Below are 15,458 nucleotides of genomic sequence, written 5' to 3' on the forward strand. Positions count from 1 at the left end.
TTACCTGACCGCTTGAGGACTTGGGCTCAGTCCAAGCGTCCTAGCCGTTGATTCATGGATATCATGGATAAGCTCCGGGTTGCCCATCAGGGACATGCCGTACGAAGGAATCATTTCCTTGATTTTCGGCTCCCACGACTGGATCTGCTGAGGGAAGCATTTGGCCAATACCTCCAGCATGACGGGAACGGCAGTGGAGGCGCCAGGGGAAGCGCCGAGCAGGGCGGCGATCGAGCCGTCCGCTGCGTTGATGACCTCCGTGCCGAATTGCAGCGTTCCTTTGCCGGCTGCCGTATCCTTGATGATCTGCACGCGCTGTCCGGCTACGAGCAGGTCCCAGTCCTCGCTCTTGGCGTTCGGAACGAACTCCCGCAGGGCGTCCATCCGCTTTTCCTTCGACTGCATCACTTCCTTGATCAGGTACGTGGTCAAGGATGCGTTCTTCACGCCTGCCGCCATCATCGTGACCAGATTGTGCATCTTGACGGAGGTGACCAGATCAAGCATGGAGCCGTATTTCAAAAACTTCGGCGAGAAGCCGGCGAACGGTCCGAACAGCAGCGATTCCTTTTTGTCGATGACCCTGGTGTCCAGATGCGGCACCGACATCGGCGGAGCGCCCAGCGGAGCTTTGCCGTATACTTTGGCACGGTGATCCGCGACGATTTCCGGCTTCTGGCACACCATGAACAGTCCGCTGACCGGGAAGCCGCCGATGCCCTTCCCTTCCGGGATGCCGGATTTCTGCAGCAGATGGAGGCTGCCGCCGCCTCCGCCGATGAAGACGAACTTGGCCGTGCGGCGTTCGACCGCGCCGTTGTCGACGTTCCGCACCTTGAGTTCCCACAGGCCGTCGCTTGTCCGTTTGATATCGTCGACGTTCTGCTTGTATTTGATCTCGACGTTCCGGCTCTGCAGGTTGGCGAACAGCATGCGCGTTAAAGCGCCAAAGTTGACGTCCGTTCCGGATTCAATCCTGGTCGCCGCTATAGGACCCTTCGTCGTCCGGTCCTTCATCATCAGCGGAATCCATTCCTTCAGCTTCTGCGGATCGTCGGAAAATTCCATTCCTTCAAAGAGAGGGTTGGCCGACAGGGCGTCGAACCGCTTCTTCAAAAAGGCGACATCCTTCTCCCCTTGCACAAAGCTCATATGGGGAACCGGCATGATGAAGTCCTGCGGGTTGGCGATCAGCTTGCTTTGGACCAGATAGGACCAGAACTGCTTCGATACCTGAAATTCCTCGTTCACGCCGATCGCCTTGCTGATATCCATCGATCCGTCCGGCTTCTCGACCGTGTAGTTGAGCTCGCACAGGGAGGAGTGTCCCGTCCCCGCATTGTTCCATTCGTTGGAGCTCTCCTCGCCTGCGGTCGCCCGCCTCTCGAGCACGGAGATGTTCCAGTCGGGCGCTAATTCCTTGAGCAGCGCCCCTAAAGTCGCGCTCATGATGCCTGCACCAATTAAGATAACGTCTGTTTGGGTTTGTGTTTTACTCATTTTTACCTTCCTTACACGCTGATATTTGAAGAAAAAATGCAGCTCTTTCGGACAAATTGCATAGCAAGCAAGGCGCGACAGAGTCACACCGCTCTTTTGAACACGATGACCATGATTATCTGCAGATTAAGATATTTACTATTATATAATAATGGGAGGCGATAAGCAGGCCGCGAAATGTGGATTTTACGGACGGTTTTCCCCATCTTAGCTTAGTATTCCAACCCGGGCATTTGAATATAGCTCCCACGTCGGAAAGTTGGCATTGTATACAATTATACGGACTCTCCCAGTAGGAGTCGAGCATAATGTCTATAAAAGAATCCGGTTAATAGGGCAAAATCTGCAGCAGCTTGCCGTACAGCGGCGGGCGACGGCTCCTAATCACCCGATTCGCGCCATTACGCGCCTCAATCGGGCTCTGGCCAGCGCCATGGCCTCCTTGCGCCGATAAGAAAAAATCGCCTCCGCTGAACCAGCAGGGGCGATTGGCATTCAGATATGGGCCGGTGCGGCGGAGAAGAACCGATCAGAAAGCGGAAGTCCAGCCCGCATCGGCGGTGACGACCGTGCCGTTCAGGAAGCTCGAATCGTCGGAGGCCAGGAACAGGGCCACCTTGGCGATCTCCTCCGGCGAGCCCGCGCGTGGAATCAAGCCTTGAGACAGCTGGGAGCGGCTGATCCCGAACTCGTTCATGTTCTTCATCGAGGACTGGATGTTGGTCATGACCGCTCCCGGAGCGATCGCATTGCAGCGGATGCCCTTCTGCGCGTACATGAAGCCGGTGTTCTTGGTCAGGCCGACAACCGCGTGCTTGGATGCCGTGTAGGTCGCGCCCGCATGCGCTCCGTTGTATCCGCCGGTGGAGGCGGTGTTGACGATGACGCCCTTGCCTTTCTCCAGGAAGATCGGAATGGCTTTGCGCATAGCCCTCATGACGCTCTTGGTGTTGATGTCGAAGATCAGATCCCAGCGCTCGTCGGCAATGTCGCCGGCCGGCTCGAAGCCGTCCATGATGCCCGCGTTGTTGACGAGAATGTCCAGCGTGCCGTATTCTCTCACGGCGGTGTCGATCATGCCTTCAATGTCTTCCAGCTTCGCTACGTTGACCTGAAGGGCCTTGGCCGTGCCGCCTTGGGCGACGATTCCCTGGGCGACCTGCTGCGCGCCCTCGAGGTTGAGGTCGGCGACGATGACCTTGGCGCCTTCCTTGGCGTACAGCTCGGCAATGGCTTTGCCCATGCCGGAGGCGGCGCCGGTTACGATGGCAACTTGTTCGTGGAGTTTCATGACAGGATCGCTCCTTTTTATCGATTAGGGTGTCAGTTGGGGGATGGGCCTATCCATCATTCGCGAATTTGTACACCACCAGTGTAGTCCTCTATAATTTAAGGATCAATATGCAAAAAACTTCCCGACTGTCGAAAAACGGATGCCTGTCCCACGATCTGTTCATCTTCATGCGCGAAGTAGACATTTAGGCGGTGATCTGTTGCCAGTACCCAACCGGCGTGTGAGCAAGACCAAACGCGAGCTGAAGGACGCCTTGATCCTGCTCATGGAGACCAAGGAGTTCAAGCACATCACCGTCACGGATATCGTCACCCGGGCGGAGCTGAACCGCGGGACGTTCTACAAGCATTATCAGACGAAAGAAGAGCTTCTCGGAGAGCTCATGAACGATGTCATGGAGGATCTGATCCGGGCCTACAACGAGCCCTATCTCCATACCGACAAGCTCGTGATCGGCGAGCTGACGACTTCCTCGGTGATCATTTTCAAGCATGTCGATTCCTACTCCGACTTTTACCGGATCATCATCAATTCCAATGCGCTGCCCGGCTTCCAGGACCGGATCTGCGGCACGCTGAAGCAGCTGGTGATGCGGGAGCAGGACACCATGGGAAGCGGCGACGGGAAGATCAACCCGGATCTGTTCGCCAGCTATATCGCCTACGCCCTCTTCGGGCTCATCGTCGAGTGGGTCAGGGAAGGCTACAAATACACGCCGGATCACATGGCGGAGCAGCTGATCAAGATTCTGACGTATCCCTATGATCGAGCGGACGGCAGAGCCCCCAGGTTCTGAATCCGCTATGAAGGACCGAAAAAGACCAATGCGGATGCAGGCACTCGCCCTCGAACCATTCAAATACGGCGGCGCAGCCGTCTGGGGTTGGAAAGTGGTCCTGCAGCCGGATGAGCTGCGGGTGCTTCAAAGCCGAGTACAACGGAACGGCCTCGGACAACCTTGCTGCGGCATCCCTAGGATCACCCGAAAACTCCGTGGGCTTCGCTCCTGCGTATTTGACGAAGCATTTCCTTCCGTGCTTCTCGACTCCAAAGCAGATGTTGCCGGAATCCTGCCGATCAAATACCTTGAAAACTCGGCCCAGCGAGCGCAGCCAACCAAAGTCATGCTGTTCCTGCAATCGAAAAGAAACGCCATCCAAAGTAAAATCAACAACACGATCGGCCTTATTGCCGGAATCCATTCCGATACCCTCCTCACGGGGAGACAACGCCGTTTACAGGGCTAATCCAACGCCTTCCCCTTTTTCTTGAGCACCCTATGATTGGTTGAGGTTCTTTTCATAAGACAACGCCTCCTTCTTTTAATTAGGTCAAATTTATCATAAAGGATCCGTATCGGTAAGTTATTTCATGATCCGCAGCTTTGCGCCGCGATGGCCTAACGATGCATAGCGCAGCCTGCCCATCGTTATCCACCTACTGCTCCGGAAGAAACACCACTCGCCGGGCGCCGGGAGCATTCCAAGCCTCCGCGACTTCCGAAAGCGGGACGGCCGCTGCATCCACTCGGAGCTTTCCGGCCGAGATGACGTCGATCAGCGCCGGAAGCTCGGCTACATATCCCGCCGTCGAGACCGAGCCTTGACCGCTGCCGAGAAGGCTGAAGTTGGCCGATCGGAGAGCGGCGGAAGGCACGGCAGCAGTCGGACCTGCAACGGAGCCGATCTGGATCCAGGACAAGGCCCGGCTCCGGTCGGCTCTCCTCTTGAGCAGGGGAAGCATCGCCAGCTCGGCCGGCTTCCCCCACAGATAGTCGATGACGACATCAACTTCAGAGGCCGCTCCACCGAGCCGCCGCGCGGCCTCCTCGGGGTCGCCCGCAAGGGAGACGACCTCGTCGGCGCCCAGCGCCGGAAGGGAGTCGAGCCGTTCCTGATGACGTCCGGCGCCGATGACTTGGCCTGCGCCAAGCAGCTTGGCGATCTGAACCGCCATCTGTCCGGAGCTTCCGGTCGCCCCGAGGACAAGAACCTTGTGTCCCGGCTGGAAATCCACCCGGCGGCGGAGAGCGACCCACGAGGACATGGCCGGATTCATGGCTGCAGCAATGAGCACAGGATCGGCGCCGGCGGGCAGCGGCACGCTCCGGCGCAGGTCGACAACCGACTTCTCCGCCAGCGTTCCGTAGGAGGTATCGGGGGCGACGAAATAAACCGTCCGGCCATCCGGAAGCCGTCCGACTCCGTCGATGCCGGGTATGAGCGGCAGCTCTTCCCGGCTGGTGTAATGGGAGCCGTCGGCCTGGGACCGGACTCGAGGATGCAGACCGGCAGCAACAACGTCGGCAAGGATTTCGTTTTCTCCGGACGGTCGAGGCGCATCGAACGTTTCGTACTGGGGAACGCGGTCGAAAGAACGTACTACGGCTGCATGCATGGCAAGGGCCTCCTTCGCGGCTTTGCGATCATTTAGTTTGTGATACAAACAATATAGTTTGTGTCACGTATTAAGTCAACCTCTGTGGTACAATGCAAAAAGAGCGCTTGAGCCAAAATGGCTTCCGCGCCCTTCATTCCCATCCTACCCTGTCCGGAGTGAAATCTTATGCATCCTGATGAATCTCAAAGCGGCCTGTCGGCCGTGGACAGCCTGGTCCAGCTGTCCTTTCTTGTCCAATCCATTCTCGGACGGGCCGGCGCCGAGCATGACCTGTCGGTCATTCAAATCCGGCTGCTCGGCATTCTGCGCGATCGTGAGCCGAGCATGCAGCAGCTGTCCCGGCATCTCGATCTCGACAAGTCCAGCATTACCGGGCTGGTCGACCGCGCGGAGCGCCGCGGGCTGGTCGAGCGCACGGTCGCTCCCGCCGACCGTCGGGGGTTCAACGTCCGCATGACTTCAACCGGCAGAGAGCTCGTGCGCAGCGTCGGCGGGGAGATCGAGCTGCGGCTGCAGGCCGCTCTCGATGTCCTGCCTGACGACGAGCGCTCCCGGCTCGCCTCCCTTGCAGCGAAGCTTCTGGGCGCCTCCGCTCGTTTGCAGGACTGAGTGGCCAGGCTTCGCGCCATGCCCCCTGCACGTCCAATCCAGGTGCTTGCATGCTTCATAAGAAGACGAGGCGGCATCGGCGGCCAGCCAGGATGAATCCACCTGTGTCTACTGAGGCAGTGCAAGCTGCCATGAAACGCCGAACTTGTCCACAATCCAGCCGAATTTCCTGCTGAACGGATACTCGCCCAGAGGCATCAGAACCTCTCCGTCCTCCGACAGGCGCGCAAAAACGCGTTCCACTTCCTCTTCAGTGTCGCAAGCAAGGAACAGGGAGAACGACGGCGTGAAAGTAAAGGCATGTTTGACAAAGCTGTCTATGCACATGATTTCCTGGCCCTTCAGTGAGAAGACCGCCTGCTTGACGGTTCCCTCCGGGCCGGGTTCATCCGCACCATACCGGGTGATGCTTTTGATTTCCGAATCCTCGATCACGGAGACGTACACCTTCATCGCCGCTTCCGCGTTTCCCTCAAACATCAAAAAGGGCGTTACCTTATTCATGTCCGTTCCCTCCTTATTGTCCTGCCTCCAAAGCCTGGAACGCTCCTTCGGAGCCGCTTTCCGCCCGCCGATGGACCGCTGCCTTAGTCTCCGCTGTTCATCTTCTTATATATTCTCGCCAGATGCGCCCGGTCCTCCTCGGTCAGCTTCCGGAACAGCTCCCTGCGCAGCCTTTGGCCTTCCAGAGTCGCTTTCCTAAGGACAGCGGCGCCTGTCTCGGTAATTTCCAAATAGACGATCCGGCGATCGGATTCATCCACCTTGCGGACAGCCAGCTCCTTGCCGACGAGCTTTTCCGACAGGTAGCTGAGCGTCGGCGGGGTGAGCCCCAATATTTTGGCAATGTCCGAAGGCCGGCTTTTCCCGTTCTGCTTCAAGTGGCCGAGCACGAGAACATGGGAGACGCCGAGGTCTTCGGAAAAGGTTTTGTTCCACTGGACAATCAGTTGATTGGTGAATTGGTCCATATCGCGGATGAGTTCGAATATGGTCTGCTCTTCCATAAGCTCCTCCTTGAACAACAAAAAGAGACAGCCCCTAATGGAAATTAAGGGCTGTCCTCATCTTACACGTTATTGGGCCGAGTATCCACCGTCGACAACCAGCTCGGAGCCGGTGATGTACGAGGAGTCGTCGGAAGCCAGGAACAGCGCCGCCTGGGCGATGTCGATGGCTTGTCCGAGGCGCTGGAGAGGCGTGGCCTGGATCAGGCGTCCCAGCAGATCCTTGGAGGTGCTCAGCGCTTGGGTCATCGGCGTTTCGACGATGCCCGGGAAGATGGCGTTGACCCGGACGCCTTGGCGGCCGAAGGTCGTGGCCGCCGCTTTGGACAGCGCCCGCACCGCGCCCTTGGAGGCGGAGTAGTGATTGAAGCCTTGACCGATCAAGGCGGTGTAGGAAGAAATATTGACGATCGATCCTTTGTTCTGGGCCGCCATATAGGGAGCGACATGCTTCATGCCGGCGAAGGGCCCGAAGCCGTTGATGGAGAGCATCTTCTGCCAGTCCTGGGCATCGATTTCGGCGAAAGGCTTTTCCGAGGAAATGCCGGCGTTGTTGACCAGGATATCGATTTTGCCGAAGCGTTCGTGGACTTCCTTGGCCAGTGCCTGCCAGTCCTCGTCGGAGGCGACATTCAGCTTCATTCCATGCACATTGCTTTTCTGGCTGGCCCTTTCAAGCGCGGCTTCATTGATGTCCGCCGCGATGACGATGGCGCCTTCCTGCGCGAACAGGTCCACCATGCATTCGCCGATGCCCGATGCTCCGCCGGTTACGATGGCTACTTTCCGATCCAATTTTCCCATTGTGATTGCTCCTAACGTAATTTGATGGAACCGCCGTCGACCATGATCGTCTGGCCGGTGATGTAATTCGATTCTTCGCTCGCCAGGAATACGGCGACCTGGCCGATATCCTGCTCCGGATCGCCAAGGCGGCGCAGCGGAATGCGGTTGATCATCGCCTCGTACATGTCCGGAGCGCTGTCGCGCCACTGCTCGACACCCGGCGTCAGCGCGATCGGCGAGATCAGGTTGACGTTGATTCCGTCCGGTCCCCATTCGTTCGCCGCGACGCGGGAGATCGCCCGGATCGCTTCCTTGGCGGCCGCATAGGAGGTCTGGGTCACTTGTCCGTCGATGCCGGCGCCCGATGCGAAGTTGATCACCTTGCCCTGCGATTTCTTCAGCTCGGCGTAAGCCGCCTGCATGAAATGGAAGGTCGGGTAAAAGCCCGTTCCGAACGACAGGTCGAGCTGCTCCTGAGTCGTGTCGATAAAGCTGGCTTGCCTCGACGCATGCGCGTTGTTCACCAGAATATCCAGCTTGCCGAACTTCTTGACGACCTCGGCCACGATGTCATGCGCATTGTCCTTGACCGAGATGTCCCGGATGAAAAGGCAGCCTTCCGTGCAGCGGTTGACCTCGGCGAGCGTCTCCTGCCCTTTCTGCTCGTTCACGTCGACGATGGCGATATGCGCGCCTTCCTTGGCCATGGCGAGCGCCATGCCGCGGCCGATTCCCGATGCGCTGCCGGTGATGATTCCGACTTTCCCTTGCAATCTCATTGAAATCCCTCTCTCTTCGATTGGATTAATTCCACGATCCGGCCTGCTCCAGCCTTTTCTTTCCTCGGAAAGCAAGGCCGATGCAGGCGATATTAATGATCAGCATGATGCCGATCGCATACAGAACCGGGGTGTAGCTGCCCGTATAGTCGAACACGTACCCATAGGCCGGCAGGGCCACGATTGATGAGATCGCCAGCCCCATGGAGGCGTTGGAATAAATCTGGCTGTATTCCTTATTGCCGAACAGAGCCGAGGTCAGAGCCGGCCCCAGCGTTCCGATCGAGGCGGACACAAGGCCGAAGAGGCCGACCGCAAGCGAGATGACGGCCGTGCTGGAAGCCGAGAACAGCAGCAGGCCGATCGACAGCAGCCCAAGAAGCATCGCGGCGATCGCCGTGTTCCGGGTGCCGATCTTATCGCTCGCGTAGCCGATGACCAAGGAGCCGATCAGCACGCCGATCATATTGGTCGCCATGACATTGCCCGCGAACGACACATCGAAGCCTTTGTTCATCAAGTACGTCGGAATGTGCATTGAAAAGCTTGCCGCGGAAGTGATCATGAAGAAAAAGGCGATCAGCGCATAAAAAGCGGAGGATTTTTTGGCGGCAGCCAAGGTGACCCCTTTATTTTCCGCCGCTGCGGCCGCGGTTCCGATTGTGCCCGTGGTTTCTCCCGCCCCATACGCAAGCGCTTTCTTTTCTTGAGGCGACTTCCTCAGCAAGAGGATAACGATGGGAACGACGATCACGATGACCGCGATGCCGACGATCATGTAGGAATGTCTCCAGCCTTGATGCGCGATCAGGTTGCCGACAGCCGGCTGGGTGAAGGCTCCAAGCAGGCCGCCTGCCGCTCCCATGATTCCAAGCGCCAGCCCCTTGCTCTTCTTGAACCACTGATTGATCAGGACGGGACCGGCGATGACGGTGATGAACACTCCGCCTACGGCCAGCGGAACGGCTAGGATATACCATCCCCAAACGGAGCTCATGAGCCCGAACAGAGCGAACGCACCGGCCTGCAGAATGACGGCGATGCTCAAGATGAACCGGGTATCGTACTTGGCCATCAATTTGCCGCCGATAGGCAGAAACACCATCGTCACGATAGCCGAGACGCTGAAGTACAAGGACAGGCTGCCCATTCCGACTCCGAGATCAGTCGATACTTGCTTTAAAAAGAGGCCCGCGGAGTTGTTGAGAGCAGCTTTTCCCAATCCGACCATGATGCATAGCCCCAGCAAAATCCACCAAGCGTAGTGGATTTTCTTTTTGGCGTGACTCATTGCGTTTTTCTCTCCCCGATTCTAAGGTTCCTTGCGCGAGCTCTAGCCGCTCTGCGCCGCTTTCATAAATTGCTCAAAATCCGGAACGGTAGGGTTGGCGATATAATGTCCGCCTTCAACCTGGATCGTCTGTCCGGTGATGAACTTCGACTCGTCCGATGCCAGGAACAGCACGGTATGGCCGATATCGTCCGGCTCTCCGTGGTAAGGCAGCGCATTGTATTTCGCGAACAGATCCAATACCTGCGGCGGCATATTGTTTTTGGCGGCCGGCGTCAAGATCAGTCCAGGCGCGACGCCATTGCATCGGATATTATGCTTGCCATACTGAGTCGCGATATACTTCGTCAGGTTGACGACGCCGGCTTTTGAAGCGCCGTAGGCTACGCGGACGGCATCGGAGGCGAATCCCGCCATGGAAGCGGTATTGATGATCGAGCCGCCGCCGGCTTCGATCATGTGAGGAATGGCGAACCTGCAGCCGAGCAGCACGCTCTTCAGGTTGACGTTCATCAGCCTGTCCCACTCGTCGAGATCGACGTTGACCGCATCCAGATCCTTCTTCAGATTCGTCAGCCCCACATTGTTGAACAGGACCGTAATCATGCCGTACTGCTTGACAGTGAATTCAACGGCTTCCTGAATCGAGACTTCGTCGCCGGCATCCAGGAAGACGCCGACCGCTTCGCCGCCCTGAGCCTTGATATTCTCAGCCGCAGCCTTCGCCCCCTCGACGTTGAAATCCGCGATGACGACCTTGGCTCCTTCCTTCGCCATCAGGCTGGCGGCGGACAAGCCGATTCCCGAAGCCCCTCCGGTAATAAGGGCAACCTTGCCGTTCATTCTTTCCATTTGGTTCAGGCTCCTCTCTTTGAAACGGTTGATGACGCATGCCGCATCATCTATATTTAGATGTTTAATTATTAGACGTCTAAATAATATCAAAAGATAGATCCCGGCGCAATGGAAACTCCGACTGGTAATGGCTTAAATACTGGGAGCAAGGAAAGAAAATGGAACCAGACCCTTGTGTTCCGCGCCGAACGGATCCTTGTCCTCCGCTGCCATGGATTGCGCCTCGAAACCAAAAGGGCTCCCTCGTCGGGAGCCCTGCATGGCCGCAGTCGGCCCGTAAGCATCGGATAAAGAGGAATGTCCTTGCCCGCTGGAAGGCGAACGCCTACAAATATTTTTTCAGGTTGTTCCACACGACGGCATAGCCGCTCGGAAGCATGTGAATGCCGTCGACCGCATACTCCTTCTTCAGGTTGCCCTCCGCGTCGGCCAAGCCCTCGTTCACGTCGATGAACGCATAGCCATGCTTGGCCGCCAGCAGCCCGATGGCTTGATTCGCTTCCCGAATCGCTTCGTTCGTCCGGGTGCGGAACACCTCTTCCATCGACTCCCGCGGCACGAAAGGAAACTCCGCCTTGGCATTCACGGGATAATAAGCCATGACGTATACTTGGCAGTCCGGCAATCTCCGGGCGATCCGAGTCAGAATCTCGTCGTAGCCGGCAAGCAGACGCTCCAGCTTGTAATCCGGCGCGCTGATGTCATTGGTTCCGATGTTGATGAAAATGCTGGAGGGCTCCAGCTCGAAGATGCAGGCTTCCAGCGACTCCAGCAGCTCCGCCGTCACGAAGCCGGCTATGCCGCGGTTATACAGGCAGCAGCTGCGGTCCAGCGTTTGCTGCAGCTCGTTGATCGGGAAAAACTCCATCAGCGACGATCCCGCAAACACCGTTTGCCCCTTCCGGGCCAGCTGGTTGAGCATCGAATACTTTCTCGCCTTCTCCTTCTTCTCGTCCTGGGCTTCCGGCCGTACAGCCAGCGAATCCGCCCACTGATCGACCGAAATCACTTCTGCTTGAAGAGGAAACACTTTGTCCATCAGAACGCGATGGACTTCAGGATCGGCATCGAGGCATGCGTCGGCAAGCACCTTCAGCACAAAGTCCTCGTCTGCCGCTTCCCGCAGAGTCGACAATACGACTCCGCTCGTGGCGATGCCGCTGAGAATGAGCGTATCGATCCCATTGGCGCGGAGGATGACTTCGAGGTCGCTCCCGGTGAACGCGCCGACCCGCAGCTTGGTCACGATCGGCTCGCCTGGCCGAGGCTGCAGCGAAGAGTGAATGTGCATAGCCGCTTCCGGAGCGGCACCTCCGGACCTTCCCGCAATGCCGCCGAACATTTTATTGCGCGCACTGATCTCGGGATAGCCCTCTCGAAACGCCACCCGCACATAAATAACGGGAATCGAGTGCCGTCGCGCGGTTTCAAGAGCTTTTTGGAACGGGAGCAGCTCATTCTCGTGCTCGATGTAACGCGATACGACGCTGTTTTGCATATCCATGACGAGCAGCGCGCTTTGGCTGCGTGAACTGTGCATGAGCTCGGCCTCCTTTTCTCCAACGTATCGAATTCAACCTGGCGATTGGATTCTCCTGCCCTCCCGGCGAAACGAACAGCGCGTCATGCGCTCGCCTGGGACTAAGATTCAACATAAAGGACCATCCCCAGCCGGGAATGGTCCTTCCTCAATCCATATGTCAGCGCTCGTTCTGCTGCTTCAGGTCTTCCAGCGCCTTGTCGATGTCGGCCGACAGGCTTGGGTCCAGATATTGCGGAGCCGAGCGTTTGGCCGGGGACGAGAAGTGGGCGAACGCCTCGGCCTGGGCTTCCATCAACAGCACTTTTTCTTCCACGCGGGCAATCCCTTTGGCGACATTTTCCGTTTGGAACGCGACGACGCTCTGGTTCATCTCCTTCAGCGAACCGGCGACATTGACCCGGGACGCCAACAGCAGACGGCGATGGCTGTATTCCTCGGACTGGACGAGCAGCTGGCCGATCCTCTCCTCCAACAGCTTCGTCTGCTCTTGGATTGCGGCTTGCTGCGCCTGATAGACAGACAGCTTTTTCTCCAGCAGCAGCTTCTCCTGCAGCGCCAGCCGGGCAATATGCTCCTCGCCCCTCGTCACGGCCAGCTTGGCCTGGCGATCTCTTTTCTCCAGGCCGGCTTCGGTCTCGGCAATGAGAGCGGCTTGCCTTTTTTCAATGAACAGCTGGTTGGCATAAGCGCTCTGGCCCTTCGCCAGCTCCTGCTCGAACTCGCGGATGTATTGATCGACCATGTGGAGGGGCTGCTCGAACCTGTCCAAGAGCCCGTTCGTTTCCGCCAGAAAAGTGTTCTTGATCCGTTTGAAAATACCCATGTCAGTTCGACTCCTTTTTCGTTGTGGTTTGGTTTTGTTCCCATTGGTCCAGGAAATCGGATGTGGAAGGAATTACGGGAGCAGCAAGGGCTGCGCGAGCTCCGGCTGGTCTTTTCCTTCTCTTGATGGCCCAGTGCAGCAATCCGGCTCCGAGAAGGGTTCCGCCGACAACTGCTCCGGCTCCCCAGCCATCATGCTCGCCGCCTCCGCCCCGCATTCCTCTGTCATGACGGCCGTTCGGTCCCGCCCATCCATTCCCGCCGCCCTGCGCGGACATGAAGGATGTCCTTTCCTTCTGCTTTCCGTGATGATTGTCGGGCCTGTCCATTTTCGAGGCCAGATTGATGCCGACACCGATTACGGCGATGATCCCGGCTGCGAGCAGGATTTTCTTGATCCAAGGTTTACCGGATCTCATGCTTCATCCATCCTTTCGCTTGCGTATTTCTTGTCTACATGGCTCACTATAGGCCCGAAAAGTATAAGTACGGTAAAATGAAAAAGAAAAAAAGCACCCTATCTCCGCTTGCCTGAGAAAGGGTGCCGCATTCAGTTAAGGGGGAATTTCACCGCAAAGGCGCTTCCCTCGCCTGGAGAGCTCTCGACCTCGATCGTCCCCCGATGGGCCTCGACGATCCATTTCGCGATTGATAAGCCGAGGCCGGCGCTGCCTTCATCCCGGGAACGATGCGCCTCCACCCGGTAGAACCGGTCGAAGATGCGCTGCCTGCCTTCCTCGGGAATGCCTATTCCGGTATCCCGTACGGTCAGCACCCATTGCTTGGCGCTGCTGCCCAGCGCAACGTCGACGGAGCCGTTTTCCGGCGTGTACTTGATCGCATTGTCCAGCAGAATGTACACCAGCTGCTTGATGCGCTCGACATCGGCCGTGACCTCCAGCACCTCCGGCAGCCGGGCGGTCAGTGAGATCCCGTTCTTGTGAGCCACAGCCTCAAACGCCGTCATCCATTGGCGGACCTTCGGCACCAGGCTGAACGAAGCCATCTCGAACTCGACCGAGCCGGAGTCGGAACGGGCCAGCACCAGCAGATGCTGCACCATCCGGCTCATCCGGCCCACCTCTTCCTTCATATCCGACACGACTTCGCGTGTGTAGGCGGAAAAGTCCTCCCCGTTCTCAAGCTCGATGACATCCAGGGAAGTATTCATGATGCTGAGAGGCGTCCGAAGCTCATGCGACGCGTCAGCCAGAAATTGCTGCTGATGCCGGTATGCCCGTTGGATCGGAATCATCGCTTTCTTGGACATGGAATAGCTCAGCCATACGGCGATGATGAAAAAGAGCAAAAGAATAAAGAGCAGCACAAGGAGCAGATTTTTGAGCACCTCGAGGTAGAAGGTCACATCTTTGGCCGCATAGATGACGGCTGCCTGTCCGTCGGCGGTCAGGAGCGGACGCGCGCCTACGAAGAGCAGCCGGTCGCTTTCCTTGAATTTCTTGCCGTCATGGCGGTCCCGGGACTCGGGCAGCCATTGCAGGCGGTACTCGGCCTTGCGCGGATGCCACCGGCCGATCTTCTCCAGGCTGGCGTCGCTGTTTTGCGGGAAGGCATCGCTGCCCGCGATCATTTTCCCGCCTTGATCCAAAATATAGAAGAAGTACAGATCCTCCCCGCGGGAGTCGGACAGATCCGGAATCGCTATCCTTCCGTTGTCCGTCGCGTACATCGTGGACTGGAGCGAATTGCGCTGCTCCTGATAAGCCATCCCGAGAAAGAACAGGGAAGCGAGAAGCGAAAACAGAATGAGGAAGACGATGATCAGCCAGGCATAAGTGAAGGTCAGCTTTTTTTGCGTTTGAACGAACAGATCGCTCTTTGGGCTTCGCTTATTTTTCAAACCGGTAGCCTACTCCCCTGACGCTGTGGATTCTCGCTTCTCCCTCCGCAGCCTCCAATTTGTCCCGAAGCATCTTGACCGTGACGTCCACATTCTTGTAGGACACCTCGCTTCCGAATCCCCATACGCGATCCAGAATGACCTCCCGGTTCAATACATGGCCGCTGTTCTGAACGAATACATCCAGCAGCTGGTATTCCCGCTGGCTGAGGAAAATCTCCTCCCCGCTCCTGAACAGCTGGCGCGAGGCGCGGTTCAACGTAAACCTCCCGAACGTCAGCACATCCGCTTGGATAGGGGCGAAATTGCGACGTGTGAGGGAGCGGAGGCGCGCCAGCATCTCATCCATCTCGAACGGCTTGGTCAAATAGTCGTCCGCTCCGGCATCAAGCCCGAGCACTTTATCCTGCAGGGCGTCCTTGGCCGTCAACAGGAGGATGGCTTGGCCATAATTCGCGGCGCGCAGGCTCTTGCACACCTCGATTCCATCCGTACGGGGCATCATCCAGTCCAGGATCAGGACATCATAGGAGGATTGCCTGGCATATTCCAGCGCATCCTCCCCTGTTTCGACCCAATCGACATGGTAGCCGCCTTTTTTCTCCAGCATGTATTTCACCAGCTTGCCCAGTTTCTTGTCGTCTTCGGCAAGAAGAATGTTCATCTCGGTTTCACCGCCGCTTGGAAGATTACGTCTAGATTATCACAGAA

Annotated in this window: 17 protein-coding genes; 3 read left to right on the top strand and 14 right to left on the bottom strand. The window is 57.4% G+C overall.

Translation table 11 applies throughout. The features are described from left to right. Complete coding sequence (locus CIC07_RS24500; protein ID WP_076357350.1) at positions 1-1,500, bottom strand: malate:quinone oxidoreductase; 1,500 nt, start codon at positions 1,498-1,500, stop codon at positions 1-3. Between the two features lie 529 nt (positions 1,501-2,029). Continuing rightward, positions 2,030-2,791 carry an SDR family oxidoreductase gene (locus CIC07_RS24505; RefSeq protein ID WP_094248288.1) on the bottom strand — a complete coding sequence of 254 codons (762 nt, stop codon included), beginning with the start codon at positions 2,789-2,791 and terminating at the stop codon, positions 2,030-2,032. A 202-nt stretch (positions 2,792-2,993) separates the two neighbouring features. Between CIC07_RS24505 and CIC07_RS24510 the strand changes: the two genes are divergently transcribed. Together CIC07_RS24510 and CIC07_RS25795 are read left to right on the top strand one after the other, a co-directional pair. Further along, a complete protein-coding gene (locus tag CIC07_RS24510; protein ID WP_094248289.1) occupies positions 2,994-3,590 on the top strand; it encodes a TetR/AcrR family transcriptional regulator in 597 nt (198 codons plus the stop codon). A 7-nt stretch (positions 3,591-3,597) separates the two neighbouring features. Beyond that, positions 3,598-4,041 carry a hypothetical protein gene (locus CIC07_RS25795; RefSeq protein WP_139334429.1) on the top strand — a complete coding sequence of 148 codons (444 nt, stop codon included), beginning with the start codon at positions 3,598-3,600 and terminating at the stop codon, positions 4,039-4,041. Between the two features lie 190 nt (positions 4,042-4,231). Here the strand turns inward: CIC07_RS25795 and CIC07_RS24520 are convergent, their stop codons facing one another. After that, a complete protein-coding gene (locus CIC07_RS24520) occupies positions 4,232-5,191 on the bottom strand; it encodes a quinone oxidoreductase family protein (RefSeq protein ID WP_076357342.1) in 960 nt (319 codons plus the stop codon). A 168-nt stretch (positions 5,192-5,359) separates the two neighbouring features. Between CIC07_RS24520 and CIC07_RS24525 the strand changes: the two genes are divergently transcribed. Further along, positions 5,360-5,803: a MarR family winged helix-turn-helix transcriptional regulator gene (locus tag CIC07_RS24525; protein ID WP_076357340.1), complete on the top strand. Its 444-nt coding sequence runs from the start codon at positions 5,360-5,362 to the stop codon at positions 5,801-5,803. Between the two features lie 108 nt (positions 5,804-5,911). On the opposite strand, the gene CIC07_RS24530 is transcribed toward CIC07_RS24525, so the two are convergent. From CIC07_RS24530 to CIC07_RS24580, 11 genes are all read right to left on the bottom strand, one after another. Continuing rightward, the gene (locus CIC07_RS24530) at positions 5,912-6,307 is read right to left on the bottom strand and encodes a VOC family protein (protein ID WP_076357338.1); all 396 of its coding nucleotides are present in this window, start codon (positions 6,305-6,307) and stop codon (positions 5,912-5,914) included. A gap of 83 nt (positions 6,308-6,390) precedes the next feature. Continuing rightward, a complete protein-coding gene (locus CIC07_RS24535; RefSeq protein WP_076357336.1) occupies positions 6,391-6,810 on the bottom strand; it encodes a MarR family winged helix-turn-helix transcriptional regulator in 420 nt (139 codons plus the stop codon). 69 nt (positions 6,811-6,879) lie between these two features. Next, positions 6,880-7,614 carry an SDR family NAD(P)-dependent oxidoreductase gene (locus tag CIC07_RS24540; RefSeq protein WP_076357334.1) on the bottom strand — a complete coding sequence of 245 codons (735 nt, stop codon included), beginning with the start codon at positions 7,612-7,614 and terminating at the stop codon, positions 6,880-6,882. An 11-nt stretch (positions 7,615-7,625) separates the two neighbouring features. Next, on the bottom strand, positions 7,626-8,375 hold the full coding sequence (locus CIC07_RS24545) for an SDR family NAD(P)-dependent oxidoreductase (RefSeq protein WP_076357332.1): 750 nt from the start codon (positions 8,373-8,375) through the stop codon (positions 7,626-7,628). 25 nt (positions 8,376-8,400) lie between these two features. After that, complete coding sequence (locus CIC07_RS24550; protein WP_076357330.1) at positions 8,401-9,666, bottom strand: MFS transporter; 1,266 nt, start codon at positions 9,664-9,666, stop codon at positions 8,401-8,403. 42 nt (positions 9,667-9,708) lie between these two features. Then, the gene (locus CIC07_RS24555; RefSeq protein WP_076357327.1) at positions 9,709-10,518 is read right to left on the bottom strand and encodes an SDR family NAD(P)-dependent oxidoreductase; all 810 of its coding nucleotides are present in this window, start codon (positions 10,516-10,518) and stop codon (positions 9,709-9,711) included. Positions 10,519-10,846: 328 nt separating this feature from the next. Then, a complete protein-coding gene (locus CIC07_RS25800; protein ID WP_094248290.1) occupies positions 10,847-12,061 on the bottom strand; it encodes an isochorismatase family protein in 1,215 nt (404 codons plus the stop codon). Positions 12,062-12,221: 160 nt separating this feature from the next. Next, positions 12,222-12,887 carry a PspA/IM30 family protein gene (locus CIC07_RS24565; RefSeq protein WP_076357325.1) on the bottom strand — a complete coding sequence of 222 codons (666 nt, stop codon included), beginning with the start codon at positions 12,885-12,887 and terminating at the stop codon, positions 12,222-12,224. 1 nt (position 12,888) lies between these two features. After that, entirely contained in the window at positions 12,889-13,305 is a 417-nt protein-coding gene (locus tag CIC07_RS24570) for a hypothetical protein (RefSeq protein WP_076357323.1), read from the bottom strand. A 131-nt stretch (positions 13,306-13,436) separates the two neighbouring features. Beyond that, the gene (locus tag CIC07_RS24575; protein ID WP_076357321.1) at positions 13,437-14,747 is read right to left on the bottom strand and encodes a sensor histidine kinase; all 1,311 of its coding nucleotides are present in this window, start codon (positions 14,745-14,747) and stop codon (positions 13,437-13,439) included. After that, complete coding sequence (locus CIC07_RS24580) at positions 14,737-15,411, bottom strand: response regulator transcription factor (RefSeq protein ID WP_076357319.1); 675 nt, start codon at positions 15,409-15,411, stop codon at positions 14,737-14,739. The genes CIC07_RS24575 and CIC07_RS24580 overlap by 11 nt, the downstream gene beginning before the upstream one ends. Positions 15,412-15,458 lie beyond the last annotated feature (47 nt).

Source organism: Paenibacillus sp. RUD330 (assembly GCF_002243345.2).
GTDB lineage: Bacteria > Bacillota > Bacilli > Paenibacillales > Paenibacillaceae > Paenibacillus_O.

Coding starts and splice junctions, on each gene's coding strand:
- CIC07_RS24500 (WP_076357350.1), bottom strand. CDS start 1,500: ATGAGTAAAACACAAACCCAAACAGACGTTATCTTAATTGGTGCAGGC.
- CIC07_RS24530 (WP_076357338.1), bottom strand. CDS start 6,307: ATGAATAAGGTAACGCCCTTTTTGATGTTTGAGGGAAACGCGGAAGCG.
- CIC07_RS24565 (WP_076357325.1), bottom strand. CDS start 12,887: ATGGGTATTTTCAAACGGATCAAGAACACTTTTCTGGCGGAAACGAAC.
- CIC07_RS24545 (WP_076357332.1), bottom strand. CDS start 8,375: ATGAGATTGCAAGGGAAAGTCGGAATCATCACCGGCAGCGCATCGGGA.
- CIC07_RS24550 (WP_076357330.1), bottom strand. CDS start 9,666: ATGAGTCACGCCAAAAAGAAAATCCACTACGCTTGGTGGATTTTGCTG.
- CIC07_RS25795 (WP_139334429.1), top strand. CDS start 3,598: ATGAAGGACCGAAAAAGACCAATGCGGATGCAGGCACTCGCCCTCGAA.
- CIC07_RS24555 (WP_076357327.1), bottom strand. CDS start 10,518: ATGGAAAGAATGAACGGCAAGGTTGCCCTTATTACCGGAGGGGCTTCG.
- CIC07_RS24580 (WP_076357319.1), bottom strand. CDS start 15,411: ATGAACATTCTTCTTGCCGAAGACGACAAGAAACTGGGCAAGCTGGTG.
- CIC07_RS24540 (WP_076357334.1), bottom strand. CDS start 7,614: ATGGGAAAATTGGATCGGAAAGTAGCCATCGTAACCGGCGGAGCATCG.
- CIC07_RS24535 (WP_076357336.1), bottom strand. CDS start 6,810: ATGGAAGAGCAGACCATATTCGAACTCATCCGCGATATGGACCAATTC.
- CIC07_RS25800 (WP_094248290.1), bottom strand. CDS start 12,061: ATGCACAGTTCACGCAGCCAAAGCGCGCTGCTCGTCATGGATATGCAA.
- CIC07_RS24570 (WP_076357323.1), bottom strand. CDS start 13,305: ATGAGATCCGGTAAACCTTGGATCAAGAAAATCCTGCTCGCAGCCGGG.
- CIC07_RS24525 (WP_076357340.1), top strand. CDS start 5,360: ATGCATCCTGATGAATCTCAAAGCGGCCTGTCGGCCGTGGACAGCCTG.
- CIC07_RS24520 (WP_076357342.1), bottom strand. CDS start 5,191: ATGCATGCAGCCGTAGTACGTTCTTTCGACCGCGTTCCCCAGTACGAA.
- CIC07_RS24505 (WP_094248288.1), bottom strand. CDS start 2,791: ATGAAACTCCACGAACAAGTTGCCATCGTAACCGGCGCCGCCTCCGGC.